We start from the raw sequence: 13,068 nt of genomic DNA, 5'->3' as shown, positions 1-13,068 counted from the left end.
GTCCGTCCGGGTGGCACGCCCGGCCGTGGCTCTGGGGGGACTACCGGGTGATACGGATTCTGCTGGCCGAGGACATGCACATGGTCCGAGGCGCGCTCGTGGCGCTGCTGGACCTGGAGGACGACCTCGAAGTGGTCGCGGAGACCGAGCGCGGTGACCTGGTGGTCCCGAAGGCGCTGGAGACCGGTCCGGACGTGGCGATCATCGACATCGACCTGCCGGGCATGGACGGTCTGACCGCCGCGAGCCTGCTGAAGACCAAGCTGCCGCAGTGCCGGACGCTGATCCTGACCAGCCTGGGACGGCCCGGCACGCTGCGCCGGGCGCTGGAGGCGCAGGTGTCCGGCTTCCTGCTGAAGGACGCGCCGCCGAAGCAGCTCGCCGAGGCGGTGCGCGGGGTGGCCGCAGGTCAGCGGGTGATCGACCCCCAGCTGTTGCTGGACGCCTTCGACAGCGGCCAGAACCCGCTGACCCTGCGGGAGACCGAGGTGCTGCGGGCCGCCGCCGGCGGGGCCGAGGCGGCGGAGATCGCGGCGACCCTGCACCTGTCGGTCGGGACGGTCCGGAACTACCTGACGACGATCGTGACGAAGCTCAACGCCCGCAACCGGATCGACGCGATCAGGCTGGCCGAGGAATCCGGCTGGCTGCTTTAGGGCCCGTCCGGTTTAGGGCCCGTCCGGCGGATCTTCGCCGGACAGGCCCTGGCAACACGGCTCACGCCGGGACCTCCGCCACCAGGTGGAACCACCCCCGCCCGTCGGGCCCGGCGCTGAGCCGGCCGCCGACCTTGGCGAGCCGCACCTCCAGGTTGTCCAGCCCGCCACCGTGCCGGTCCGCGTCCCCGAGCACTGCCCGCTCGGGGACGCCGTTGTTGGAGAGCGTGAGCCGCAGCCGCCCGCCCTCCACCCGGCCCTTGACGATGCAGCACTCCGCCTTGCTGTGCCGCAGCAGGTTGGTGACGCCCTCGCGCAGCACGGTGGCGAGCACGGTGTCGGCCTCCCCGGTGGGCTGGATGCCGCCGAGGTCGAACTGGGCCTCGATGTCGGCCGCCGCGAGCACCGACCGCGCCGAGACGGCCTCGCTCTCCAGCGACATGTCCCGGTAGCCGCGGGCCACCGCGCGCACGTCGGCCAGGGCCTGCCGGGAGATCTCCAGGACCCCGCCGAGCTCGTCCAGCGCACGGTCCGGGTTGACCGTGACCAGTCGGCAGGTCAGCTCGCTCTTCAACGTGATCGCCGAGAGGCTGTAGCCGAGCAGGTCGTGCAGGTCGCGGGCGAACCGCAGCCGTTCCCGGGTGACGGCCAGTCGGGCCAGCTCCTGCTGGGCCTGCTGCACCTCGATGACGAGTTGGGCGAGCCTGGTCAGGCCGAAGACGATCAGCCCGGTCAGCGCCGTCGCCACGGTGAGGTAGACGGCCTCGGCCACGCTGATGCCCAGCAGCGCGCCGCTGACCCCGGACAGCACCACCACCGCCCCGAAGGCCGCCCCGGCCCGCTTGCCGCGCAGCAGGAGCAGCGCCGAGGAGCCGAGGAAGCCCGCCATCCCGCCCCAGGCGAAGCCGAAGAACACCAGCGGCACGTACGTCAGCACCGCCTGCGCCAGCAGCGTCCAGCGTCCGTAGCGTTCCCGGACGCGCTGCATCCGGGGTGCGCAATGGACGAACTGGAGCGCCGAGGCGGCGGTGAATGTCAGGCTCGCGGCAACGAATTGACTTTCCGTCGGATGACTCGTCGTCATGTTCAGAAAGCCGATCAGCACGAAGCCGAGCTGCACGATCACCACAATGGCCAAGGCCAGCCTGGGCGGGGGAGCATTGAAACCGGTCGGTCTGTTTTCCCGCGTCGGCCGCCCCCCCGCGTCACCGGATCCGCCCGGCTCGCTCCGCACACGCACGGTTCCACTCAAGCTGTACTCCCCCCCAAGCGACTTGGGGGGAGTATAGGGCGCGACTATCCCCGCGCCGACACCTCGTTCGCACACTCGTCCCAGCCCGTGAAATCGGCCGGATCCGCCCGCCCCTCCCGGGCCGGGCGGCTGCCCTCCGGGAGCGTGCCCAGGACGAAGCCGCCGACCGTAGCCTCGGCCCGCCAGTCGACCCGCAGCGCCCGTTCGGCCAGCTCGATGTCGCCGCTGCGCAGCGCGCAGGTGGCCAGGCCCATGGCCGTCCCGACCAGGTACATGCTCTGGGTCACCACGCCGACGTGTTTGAGCGTCAGCGCGTACGCGAGGCCGCTGAACTTCCAGGACAGCCGGCGGTGCCGGGAGGTGATGGCGACGACCACGGCCGGCGGGGTGGCCAGCCGGGCACTGAGCGCGGCCTCGGCGAACAGTTCGTCCAGCTCCTCCGGGCCCTCATTGACCGAGATCAGACAATGCTCGGACGGTGCGTAGTAGTAGATCCCGTCCGGCAGCCCCGCGCAGTCCCGCACGGCCGGGTAGAACTCCAGCTCGTACGCCCCGTCCCCGCTGGGGTACGGGCGGTCGCTGACCGGTTCGCCGCTCGGGTCGTCGGCGGGCCCCGGCCGCAGCCCGCGCACCCGTACGGTCCGGTGCAGGAACTCGCCGAGCTGCTCGGCGGTGAACGGGGCGGCGCCGAACTCACGGACCGAGCGGCGGCCCTCGATCACCGTGGTGAGCACCGGGTCGGCGGCCAGCACCTGCTTGAGGTCGGGGCGGGCCAGCGGGTGGCGCCGGCCGGCCGGGAGCGGGCGCAGCGCGGGCTCGGGGTCGGTGCGCCCGCGCAGCGGGTGGGTCGCACCGTACGGGCCGTCGTGGCGCCCGGTGGTGCTGCGGGTGTGGAAGAACAGGTCGACGCCCGACCAGGCGGCGAGCACCGGGTCGAGGTCCTCGCCGAAGGTGGGGGCGGACAGCCGGATCAGCTCCACCGAGGCCGTCGGCTCCGGCCCGCCGTCCTCGGCGACCGAGAGCAGCCCGGCGCCCGCCAGTTGAGCCAGCAGCGCCAGCACCACCGGTTCGGACAGGCCCGACTCCGGCACGATCTCGGCCGGCCGCACCGGGCGGCCGAGCATGCCGACCACCCGGGCGCTCTCCGGCCGGTGCAGCTCGACCCGGTGCAGGGCGGTGGGCGCCTCCAGCACGAAGCCGGCGCCCTCGGTGCGCAGGAAGGCGAAGCGGGACAGCCGCACCGGCCGGCCCGGGTCGACCGGCCCGGGCTGGAACCGGGCCTCCCTGGCCAACGGCACCACGGACAGCAGCGGTTGGGCGGCGTCCTCCAGACCGAGCGAGCGCACCACCAGGTGCTGGAGCCGGTGCAGCACCCGCAGCACCTCGGCCTGCCCGGCCTGGTCCCGGACCGGCTCGCCGTCGCCGGAGGCGGGCACCGCCCCGGCGAAGACGTTCTCCAGCATGATCGGCCCCAGGCTCATCCGCCGCAGCGTCTCCCTCACCAGCGGGTGCGGACGGTCCAGCCGGAAGTCGCCCCAGCGGGCTCTCAGCAGCAGCGAACCATCCGGCTCCGCCGGCTCGACCAGGACGTCCTCGCGCAGGGACCACAGGGCGCGGGGGCGGGCTCCGCCGGCGGCACGGGCCGCGGCGAGGATTCCGTCGCTGGTCGGCATGGGGGCTCCTCATTGCTGAAGGCGGGCGGGGGCTCCGCCGGACGGTCCGACCGGTCGGTCAGACGAACAGGGGGATCGGATTGAGCTCCTCGTAGCGGCTGGGCCGGGCCAGCCGTCCGAGGGCGACGGGGACGTCGAACAGGCGGCCCGGGGCGAACCGGGCCCAGAACTGGCGCAGGCCGGGGACGACGACCTTGACCACCGGCAGGCCGATGTCGGGTCGGGTCTGGTCGAGCACCAGCAGGTCGAGGCCGTGGGCGCGGACGGTCTCCACGCAGGCGGCCACCTCCTCGCCGAGGTCGCGGCGCGGGCCGGCCGGGAAGTCGGCCGGGCCGCGCGCCGTCCGCCCCGGATCGGGCAGCAGGTAGGGCTGGTTGCGCACGGTCGCCGCGCGCCACCAGGAGAGCAGCTCGGGATCGTCCAGGTCGTAGCCGGTGCCGTCGGGGGCCGCGCCGAGGGCGGCCGGCAGCAGCTGGCCCATCTCGGTCAGGGCCCGGCGCAGGGCGATCCGGGCGTCGAAGTGCGCGCCGAAGCCGAACATGACGTCCTCGGCGGGCTTGTCGGTGCGGCGGGAGAGCACGGCGAAGACCGGGATGCCGAGGTCGGAGGTGAGGTCCAGGGCCCACACCTCGCGGTTGAGGCCGGCGTAGAGCTCCATCGCGTCCCGGCCCCAGACGTCGCCGAACTCCTCCATCCGGACGGCCGGCTGGCGGGTGCGGTTGTACCACCAGAGCGCGACCGCGTCCCGTTCGACGAGTTCGAGGAAGCCGTGCACGATCGCGTCCTCCAGGCTGCTGCCCGCCGCGTTGCCGTTGGAGTCGGCGCGCAGCGCCCGGCTGCCGGCGGGCGGGGCCACCGGGCCGACCGCGCAGCTGTAGTAGAGCATTCCGGTGGGCAGCAGACGCCGGCGGCCGTCGGCCAGCGACCAGACCGGGGTCCAGTCCACCGGCTCGGTCTCATCGAAGGGCGCGGGCACGTACTGGAAGACGGAGTGCCGCTCGTTCCAGCGCTCCCGGTCCGCGTACTGGCGCGGGTCGAACAGCTGGCAGTCGTCCGGGTGGACCGCCTCCGCCGCCAACTCCCGGTAGCTGCCGCGGATCCGGGTTTCGTCGCCGTGCAGCGCGCCGCAGTGCCGCTCCAGCGCCTCGCACAGCGCGCTGACCTTCGCCTCCAGCGGGGTCGCGCCCTTGCCGCCGCTCATCTGCCGTAGCCCGGCGCGCAGTTGGGCGAGGTCGGCGGAGCCGGCCACCGGGTTGCGGCCGGAGAGGTAGCAGTTGATCCGGACCGGGGCGCGCGGGTCCCGGCGGATCTCGGCGATCACACCGGTCACCGGGCTCACCAGGTGGCCGTAGCGCTCGTACACCTGCTCCGGCGTCTCGGCGCGGTGGCAGTCGGCGCCCTCCGCCTTCGGACGGGCCACCGGAACGACCGGGCGGGCCAGTTGGGCGGCCATCAGGCCAGGGTCGCCGCACTCGGGGCACTGCGGGCGGCGGCTCACCCGGTGGCCCTGGACGGCCAGGCCGAGGCTGTCCAGCACCCGGATCTCCCGCTGGCCCGCGTGCCGGTAGCCGGCCAGCCACTTGGCCGCCTCCAGAGCGGCGAGCTGCGCGCCGAGCGCCCGGACGGCGGGCACCGAGGTGTCCGGCCGCGCCACCGGGCCGGCCAGGCCCAGCGCCCGCTGCACCGGCACCTCGGAGCGCCGGTGGGCGCGCAGCCGGTGCGCCAGGCAGGTCCAGCACGGGCCGTCGGCCTCACCGAACACCGGGCCCACCCAGGGGCTGGAGCCGCCGGGCTTGACCGCCAGCCAGGCCCGCCCGGTGGCCCGGTGGGCGGCGTCGATCTCCCGCAGGGCCGGGTCGAGGTAGTCGGCGCAGACCACCACCGACAGCTCCCCGGCGTCCGCCGCGGCGGTGACCGGCAGGCCGTTGTTCCGGCAGGCCTGCTCGACCTCCCCCGCGTCGGCGCCGCCGACCGCCAGCACCGCCGCGCCCGCCTCGACCCGGCCGAGCGCGGCGGCGCCGTCCAGGCCGGCCAGTTCCCAGTAGGCCCGCGCCGAACGGCGGGCCGGGTCGGCGGCGGTCTCGCCGTGGTAGCCGATCAGCCCGGCCCGGGCGAGCCGGGCGATCAGCTGCCGGGCCCGGCCGTCCGGGAGCCCGGGCGCGGCGTCCCGCAGCACGCCGGCGAGGTCGCGGGTGCCGTCGAGCAGCGGCACCAGCCGTTCGATGCCCTCCCCTTGCAGGGCGGTCACACCCTGGTCGGAGACCAGGTAGGCCGCGTCGCCGGGCACCACTTCGGTGCGCAGATGGCTGCGGAAGCCGATCAGGCGGCGGTCGGCGGCGGGTGCGGCGGTCGAGTCGGCTCTGCGGGTCACCGGAGAACCCCTACAGGCCGTCGGTCGAGAAGCAGACGCACAGGTCGGCACGCCCGGCAGCGGGGTGGTCGAGGTCCACGATCGTCAGGTCCAGGTCGTGGTCCCCGGCCGGGGACATCAGGTCGATCAGGTCCAGCGAGTCGAGAAGGGCAGTTCCGAACACGTTCTCCCCCAGATGTCGTGAAGGTCCGTCAGATCTCGTCAAGCTCCGCTGCGGGCTTCCCGGAGCGGCACGAGGATTCTGGGCTGGCGACCGGAGCGCGGGACAGTGCCGCGCTCATCGATCGACCGTGAAATCCTCATGCCTCGGGCCGTTCTCGAGTCACCCTCGATCGGTGAGGCCGGCACTGGGTTCCGGGCCGCCCCGGGTGCCAAGGTGAAGACGCTGCGAGGCGCATCCCCACTCCTGGGGTCCACGAGGTCCGAAGGCCGTCGTGAGCAGCGAGTTCGCGACGCAGAGCCTTCGCGACACCAGCGCCTTCGCAACGCAGCACGGAGCACGAGGCACGAAGGGAGACTCCGGTGGAGATCGGCATCCTGGGCCCACTGACCGCCAGGCTCGGACGGACGTCGGTGGTGCCGAGCGCGGGGAAGCCTAGACAGGTTCTCGCCCTGCTCGCCCTCCGATCCGGCACCAAGGTGCCGGTGGAGACGCTCTTCCACGAGCTGTGGTCGTACGACCCGCCGCGCAGCGCGGCCACCACCCTGCAGACCTACATCCTGCAGCTGCGCCGCATGCTGGCCAAGGGACTCGCGCCGGACGGCACCTGCCCCAAGACGCTGCTGCGCACCCAGTACAACGGCTATCTGCTCGACGTCCCGGTCGAGCAGACCGACGCGGCCCGGTTCGACCGGCTGCGGGAGGCCGGCCAGTCGGCGCTGCGGGCCGGCGACTGCGCGACCGCGGCGATCCAGCTGCGCGGCGCGCTCGACCTGTGGCGCGGGCCGGCCATGGCCGACCTGCAGCTCGGCGAGATCCTCTCGATCGAGGCCATCCAGCTGGAGGAGAACCGGCTGAGCACCGTCGACGACCGGATCAGCGCCGACCTGGGCCTGGGCCGGCACGCCAGCCTGATCGGCGAGCTGGCCTCGCTGACGGCCCGCCATCCGATGCACCAGAACCTGCACGCGCACTACATGCTTGCGCTCTACCGCTGCGGGCGGGCCTCCAACGCGCTGGACGTCTACCGGCGGCTGCACGGCACGCTGGTCGAGTCGATCGGTCTGGAGCCCTCTCCCAAGCTGCAGCGGCTGCACCACGCGATGCTCAACGCCGATCCCCAACTGGACGTCGTGGAGCGGCAGCCGGACCTCGCCCGGCTGTGACACGGAGACGACCGCTGCCGGGGGGGGATCCGGCAGCGGTCGTCCGTTTCCGGGGGCGGCTAGATCGGCTGGTTGCCGTGCTTGCGGCGGGGCAGCTCCGCGTGCTTGGAGCGGAGCACCGCCAGCGAGCGGATCAGTGTCCGGCGGGTCTGCGCCGGGTCGATGACGTCGTCCACCAGGCCGCGTTCGGCGGCGTAGTACGGGTGCATCAGCTCCTCGCGGTACTCCTGGATCAGCAGGTCCCGGGTGGTCACCGGGTCGGTGGAGCCGGCGATCTCCCGACGGAAGATCACGCTCACCGCGCCCTCCGCGCCCATCACCGCGATCTCGTTGGTGGGCCAGGCAAAGGACAGGTCGGCGCCCACCGAGCGGGAGTCCATGACGATGTAGGCGCCGCCGTAGGCCTTGCGCAGGATCAGCTGGATCCGCGGCACGGTGGCGTTGCAGTACGCGTACAGCAGCTTGGCGCCGTGCCGGATGATGCCGCCGTGCTCCTGGTCGACGCCGGGCAGGAAGCCGGGCACGTCCAGCATGGTGACCAGCGGGATGTTGAAGGCGTCGCAGAGCTGGACGAAGCGCGCGGCCTTCTCCGAGGAGTGGATGTCCAGCACCCCGGCCAGCGACTGCGGCTGGTTGGCGACGATGCCGACCACCGAGCCGTTCAGCCTGGTCAGCGCGCAGATCACGCTGTTCGCCCAGCGCTCCTGGAGCTCCAGGTACTCTCCGTCGTCGGCGATCGCCGCGACCACCTCGCGCATGTCGTACGGCTGGTTGCCGTTGACCGGCACCAGGTCGAGCAGTTCCTCGCAGCGGCGGTCGGCCGGGTCGCCGGTGGGCTCGACCGGCGGCATCTCCATGTTGTTCTGCGGCAGCAGCGAGAGCAGGTAGCGGACCTCCTCCAGGCAGGTCCGCTCGTCGTCGTACGCGAAGTGCGCCACCCCGGAGACCTCGGCGTGCACGTCGGCGCCGCCCAGGCCGTTCTGGCTCACCTTCTCGCCGGTCACCGCCTGGACCACGTCCGGGCCGGTGATGAACATCTGCGAGGTCTCGCGGACCATGAACACGAAGTCGGTCAGCGCGGGCGAGTAGGCGGCGCCGCCCGCGCACGGGCCGAGCATCACCGAGATCTGCGGGATCACGCCGGAGGCCCTGGTGTTGCGCTGGAAGATGCCGCCGTAGCCGGCCAGGGCGGTGACGCCCTCCTGGATCCGGGCGCCGGCGCCGTCGTTCAGCGACACCAGCGGCGCGCCGGCCGCCAGGGCCATGTCCATGATCTTGTGGATCTTCTGCGCGTGGGCCTCGCCCAGCGCGCCGCCGAAGATCCGGAAGTCGTGCGCGTACACGAAGACCGTCCGGCCGTGCACCTCACCCCAGCCGACCACCACGCCGTCGGTGTACGGCTTGCGGTCCTCCAGCCCGAGGCCGGAGGCGCGGTGGCGGCGCAGCGGTTCCAGCTCGACGAAGGTGCCCTCGTCGAACAGCACGTCCAGCCGCTCCCGGACGGTCAACTTGCCCCGGGCGTGCTGGCGTTCGGTGGCGTCCGCGCTCGGGCCGTCGTAGGCCTCCCGGTGCTTGGCGGCCAACTGCTCGACGGCGGAGCGCAGCTGCGGGCCGACCGCCGCGGTCCGGGGGTGCACCGGGGCCCGGACCTCGGCGGGCGGCGGGGTCGGGCTGCCGACGACGGTGCCGAGACGATCGGCGAGTCCGCTCTGGATGGTGGTCAACGTACTTCCCCTCTCGTACTTCGGCTCGGCGTCGGTGCGGAGCCGGGCGTCAGAGCCCGGCGGCCGCGCGCAGCTCCGCCGCCCGGTCGGTGCGCTCCCAGGTCAGGTCCTGCGACTCGCGGCCGAAGTGGCCGTAGGCGGCGGTCTGGGCGTAGATGGGCCGCAGCAGGTCCAGGTCGCGGATGATCGCGGCCGGGCGCAGGTCGAAGACCTTGGTGACGGCCTCCTGGATGGTCAGCACCGGGACGGTCCCGGTGCCGAAGGTCTCGACGAACAGGCCGACCGGCTCGGCCTTGCCGATCGCGTACGCGACCTGCACCTCGGCGCGGCGGGCGAGACCCGCGGCGACGATGTTCTTGGCGACCCAGCGCATCGCGTAGGCGGCCGAGCGGTCCACCTTGGACGGGTCCTTGCCGGAGAAGGCGCCGCCGCCGTGGCGGGCCATGCCGCCGTAGGTGTCCACGATGATCTTGCGGCCGGTCAGGCCGGCGTCGCCCATCGGGCCGCCGACCTCGAAGCGGCCGGTCGGGTTGACCAGCAGCCGGTAGTCGCTGGTGTCGATGCCGAGCGCGGCGAGCTCGGGCTCGACCACGTACTCGCGGATGTCGGGGGCGAGCAGGCCGTCCAGGCTGATGTCGGCGGCGTGCTGCGAGGAGACCACCACGGTGTCCAGGCGCACGGCGCGGTCGCCGTCGTACTCGATGGTGACCTGGGTCTTGCCGTCGGGGCGCAGGTACGGGACGGTCCCGTTCTTGCGGACCTCGGACAGGCGCTTGGACAGCCGGTGCGCCAGGGCGATCGGCAGCGGCATCAGCTCGGGGGTGTCGTCGCAGGCGTAGCCGAACATCAGGCCCTGGTCGCCGGCGCCCTGCTTGTCGAGCTCGTCCTCGGCGCCCTCGACCCGGGACTCGTAGGCGGCGTCGACGCCCTGGGCGATGTCCGGGGACTGCGAGCCGATGGAGACGGAGACGCCGCAGGAGGCGCCGTCGAAGCCCTTCTGCGAGCTGTCGTAGCCGATCTCCAGGACGGTGCGCCGGACGATCGCGGCGATGTCGGCGTAGCCGGAGGTCGCGACCTCCCCGGCGATGTGCACCTGGCCGGTGGTGATCAGCGTCTCGACCGCGACCCGGCTGCCCGGGTCCTGGGTGAGCAGCGCGTCCAGGATGGCGTCGCTGATCTGGTCGGCGATCTTGTCGGGGTGGCCTTCGGTCACGGACTCGGAGGTGAACAGGCGGCGGGCCATGGGTGCTCCGTAAGGGTTGGCGACTGGGACGGACGGGCGGACGGGCGGACAGGCGGACGGGCGGGGAAACGGCGGCCGGTCCCCGCCGGTGGGGCGGCGGGGACCGAGCGGGGCGGTCAGCTCGCTTCGAGCAGCCGCTTGAGCTGGACGAGCTCCTCGGCCATCTCGTTGCGCTGCCCGACCACCACGTCCTCGTCGACGTGGGGCGGCAGGTTGACGGTGAAGCGCACGGCCACGTGCTCGTCGTGCTCCTGGAGGTCGAGCTCGGCCTCCTCCTCCTGGCCGCGGATCAGCGAGTGGATGACGTAGCGGCGGGCGCCGGCGCTCTCGGTGCCGGTGATCCAGGTCTCGATCGGGCCCATCACGGACTGCACCTGGAACCTGCCGTCCCTCTCGCCGTCGACCGCCTGGAAGAAGGTGGTCCACTCGGTCAGGTTGGGCATGTGCCCGACGTAGGCGCCGACCGTGGCGAGGTCGCCCCTGATGTCGATGCCTCCGGTCACGGGGATCATTGCGGTTGTCCTCGCTCTCTCTCGTGGAGCTCGTGCTCGCTCTCGTGGTGCGGGGCTGCCGGTCAGAGCAGGCTGAACTGCTCGCGGACGCCGCCGATCAGCTCGCGCGGCGAGCCGGGCGGCTCCTCGGCGCTGCCCCGCAGGGTGCTCTGCAGCAGGGCGGCCAGCGGCAGCACGGTGGGCAGGTGCGGGTCGGCGAGGCCGATCAGCAGCTGCTGGTGGGCGCCGTCCGCGAAGGTGGCGTCACCGGCCGCGTCCGCGCCCTTGATCAGCGCGCCGACCTTCTCCTGGTAGCGGGCGACCACCGCGGAGCGCTCCTCGGCGCCCGGGGCGGCCAGGGAGTCGACGGCCGCCTGGCCGGCGAACAGCCCGGCCTGGACGGCGATGTCGATGCCGCTGCAGAAGAACGGGTCCAGGAAGGCGGCGGCGTCGCCGGCGATCGCGTACGCCTCCCCCGCCAGCTCGGTGGCGCGGAAGCGCCGGTTGAGCGCGGGCAGCACCGGCAGCAGCTGGTCGGCGCCGGCCAGCAGGGTCTGCAGCGGGGCGGCCTCGTCGACCTCGGCCCAGAACAGCGACTCGATGTCGCCGCCGTAGCGCTGGGCGTGGTCGTCGCCGACCACCACGCCGACGCCGACCCGGCCGCCGCCCATCGGGATCACGAACACGTAGCCGTGGGTGATGCCGATGATGGTCATCGTGCCCTCGACCGCCAGCTCGTGCTCGCGCTCGGGCTTGAAGTGGCTGAACACCGCCTCGCGCGGGTCGAGTTGCTGCTCGGGCTCCTCCCGGGTGCCGAGCGCCCGGGAGACCAGGGCGGACTTGCCGCTGGCGTCGATGACGTACCGGGCGGAGAGCTCGGCGATCCCGGCCGGGGTGGCCGCGGTGAGCCTGACGCCGCTGCCGTCGGCCGCGAACTCGACGTCGGTGACGGTGTGCAGCGGGCGGTAGCTCGCGCCCTGGCGGATCGCGTTGTCCACCAGGATCTTGTCGAACGTGGAGCGGTCCAGCCGGACCACGGCCGGCAGGTCGCAGCCGGCCGCCCGGGACAGCGTCAGCTCCAGGCCGAAGCGGCCGGTGGCGTTGAGGAAGCGCACGCCGGTGGCGGCCCCGAAGGCCTCCTTGACGTCCTCCACGCCGAGCCCGCGCAGCAGCGGCAGGGTCTCGCCCGACCACGACTCGGGCAGGTGGGGGGCGGGCTGCATCGCGCGGTCCAGCAGCAGGACGCTCAGGCCCGCCCTGGCCGCGGCCGCCGCCGCGGTGGAGCCGGCCGGACCGGCTCCGATCACGATCACATCGGTGGTCACGCGGCGGCTCCCAGGGCGGCGGGCGCAGGCTGCGCGCCCGCCTCGAAGTGGCTGACGAAACTGTCCAGGATCCGGCCGAGGCGGTCCTCGAAGCGGCGCCGGTAGGCGTCCCGGTAGTCCTGGTGGGCGGGGTCGGACGGGCTGCCGCCCGGCTGGGCCGGGAGCAGCTCGTAGTTCCGCTCGGCGGTGACCAGACAGCCGCCGTCCTGCTCGGTGAAGCGCCAGGCGCCGACGTGGTCGGCCATGCCAAGCGGCGGGGTCGGGCTGAAGAACTCGATGTCGCCGCCGGGGGCCAGGAAGCGGACGGTGCGGACGAACTCGGTCCGGCCGTCGCGCTCCACCTCCAGGTCGAACTCCTGGTGCGCGCCGTCGTCGTAGTGCACCCGGACGGAGGTGATCCGGTCCCAGACGGCGTGCCAGGAGGCGATGTCCCAGAACAGCGCCCGGACCTCGGCCACCGGGGCGTCGATCGACCGGCTGACGCTCAACAGGTCGCTGCGGTCGGCGAGTTCGGCTGTTTCGCGGGGTTCGGCCCGCTCAGCGGTCGACATCGGCCTCGACCGCCTCGCGGAACAGCTGCAGGTTGTGCTGCAGGTGGCCGGAGAGCCGGCGGCCGAACTCGGCCTCGTCCGGCAGCGGGGCGGCGGCCGGGTCGCCGGAGGGCGGTGCCTGCAGCTCGAACTCGCGGGTGGCGGTGACGGTGGTGCGGCCGTCCTGCTCGGCGAAGGTCCAGCGGCCGGTCATCCGCTTCAGCAGCGGCGGCGGCGTGGTCTGCACCAGCTCCAGCTCGTACGGGGCGCGGCAGTAGCGGACGCCGCGGACGGTCTCCTGACCGCCGGGGCGCTCCACCGTCATGGTGAACTCCTGGTTGTAGCCGTCGCAGTAGAGCACCTGGACGTCCAGGGTGTCCGGCAGGATCGCGGGCCAGCGGTCCAGGTCGGCGAAGGCGCCGTAGGCGGCCTCGATCGGGGCGTCGATGACGACGCTCTCGGTGATGGCGGCCACGG

Annotated in this window: 12 protein-coding genes; 2 read left to right on the top strand and 10 right to left on the bottom strand. The window is 73.3% G+C overall.

Translation table 11 applies throughout. The features are described from left to right. Positions 1 to 47 precede the first annotated feature (47 nt). Positions 48 to 656 (top strand): response regulator transcription factor, encoded by a 609-nt coding sequence (locus ACZ3UD_RS18830; protein WP_355676674.1) that lies wholly within the window; start codon positions 48 to 50, stop codon positions 654 to 656. Positions 657 to 717: 61 nt separating this feature from the next. Here the strand turns inward: ACZ3UD_RS18830 and ACZ3UD_RS18825 are convergent, their stop codons facing one another. The 4 genes from ACZ3UD_RS18825 to ACZ3UD_RS18810 all read right to left on the bottom strand — a co-directional run bounded on the left by ACZ3UD_RS18825 (position 718) and on the right by ACZ3UD_RS18810 (position 6,115). Beyond that, entirely contained in the window at positions 718 to 1,785 is a 1,068-nt protein-coding gene (locus ACZ3UD_RS18825) for a sensor histidine kinase (RefSeq protein ID WP_465588381.1), read from the bottom strand. 167 nt (positions 1,786 to 1,952) lie between these two features. Next, positions 1,953 to 3,581, bottom strand: coding sequence for a SagB/ThcOx family dehydrogenase (locus tag ACZ3UD_RS18820; protein WP_465588378.1), 1,629 nt, complete (start codon positions 3,579 to 3,581; stop codon positions 1,953 to 1,955). Positions 3,582 to 3,639: 58 nt separating this feature from the next. Continuing rightward, entirely contained in the window at positions 3,640 to 5,952 is a 2,313-nt protein-coding gene (locus ACZ3UD_RS18815) for a TOMM precursor leader peptide-binding protein (RefSeq protein ID WP_465588375.1), read from the bottom strand. 10 nt (positions 5,953 to 5,962) lie between these two features. Next, entirely contained in the window at positions 5,963 to 6,115 is a 153-nt protein-coding gene (locus ACZ3UD_RS18810) for a hypothetical protein (protein WP_465588372.1), read from the bottom strand. A 359-nt stretch (positions 6,116 to 6,474) separates the two neighbouring features. Between ACZ3UD_RS18810 and ACZ3UD_RS18805 the strand changes: the two genes are divergently transcribed. Then, on the top strand, positions 6,475 to 7,278 hold the full coding sequence (locus tag ACZ3UD_RS18805) for an AfsR/SARP family transcriptional regulator (protein WP_465588369.1): 804 nt from the start codon (positions 6,475 to 6,477) through the stop codon (positions 7,276 to 7,278). 59 nt (positions 7,279 to 7,337) lie between these two features. Here the strand turns inward: ACZ3UD_RS18805 and ACZ3UD_RS18800 are convergent, their stop codons facing one another. The 6 genes from ACZ3UD_RS18800 to ACZ3UD_RS18775 all read right to left on the bottom strand — a co-directional run bounded on the left by ACZ3UD_RS18800 (position 7,338) and on the right by ACZ3UD_RS18775 (position 13,066). Continuing rightward, on the bottom strand, positions 7,338 to 8,882 hold the full coding sequence (locus ACZ3UD_RS18800; protein ID WP_465588728.1) for an acyl-CoA carboxylase subunit beta: 1,545 nt from the start codon (positions 8,880 to 8,882) through the stop codon (positions 7,338 to 7,340). A gap of 169 nt (positions 8,883 to 9,051) precedes the next feature. After that, the gene (gene metK, locus ACZ3UD_RS18795) at positions 9,052 to 10,245 is read right to left on the bottom strand and encodes a methionine adenosyltransferase (RefSeq protein WP_465588366.1); all 1,194 of its coding nucleotides are present in this window, start codon (positions 10,243 to 10,245) and stop codon (positions 9,052 to 9,054) included. Between the two features lie 116 nt (positions 10,246 to 10,361). Further along, positions 10,362 to 10,757: a hypothetical protein gene (locus tag ACZ3UD_RS18790; protein ID WP_465588363.1), complete on the bottom strand. Its 396-nt coding sequence runs from the start codon at positions 10,755 to 10,757 to the stop codon at positions 10,362 to 10,364. Between the two features lie 62 nt (positions 10,758 to 10,819). Next, positions 10,820 to 12,061, bottom strand: coding sequence for an NAD(P)/FAD-dependent oxidoreductase (locus tag ACZ3UD_RS18785; protein ID WP_465588360.1), 1,242 nt, complete (start codon positions 12,059 to 12,061; stop codon positions 10,820 to 10,822). Continuing rightward, complete coding sequence (locus tag ACZ3UD_RS18780; protein ID WP_465588357.1) at positions 12,058 to 12,612, bottom strand: SRPBCC family protein; 555 nt, start codon at positions 12,610 to 12,612, stop codon at positions 12,058 to 12,060. The genes ACZ3UD_RS18785 and ACZ3UD_RS18780 overlap by 4 nt, the downstream gene beginning before the upstream one ends. Beyond that, positions 12,599 to 13,066: an SRPBCC family protein gene (locus ACZ3UD_RS18775; RefSeq protein ID WP_465588354.1), complete on the bottom strand. Its 468-nt coding sequence runs from the start codon at positions 13,064 to 13,066 to the stop codon at positions 12,599 to 12,601. The genes ACZ3UD_RS18780 and ACZ3UD_RS18775 overlap by 14 nt, the downstream gene beginning before the upstream one ends. Positions 13,067 to 13,068 lie beyond the last annotated feature (2 nt).

It is taken from the genome of Kitasatospora sp. NPDC023118 (genome assembly GCF_055560875.1).
The sequence above is the reverse complement of the archived record's forward strand: the minus strand, read 5'-3'. Positions and strand labels throughout refer to the sequence as shown.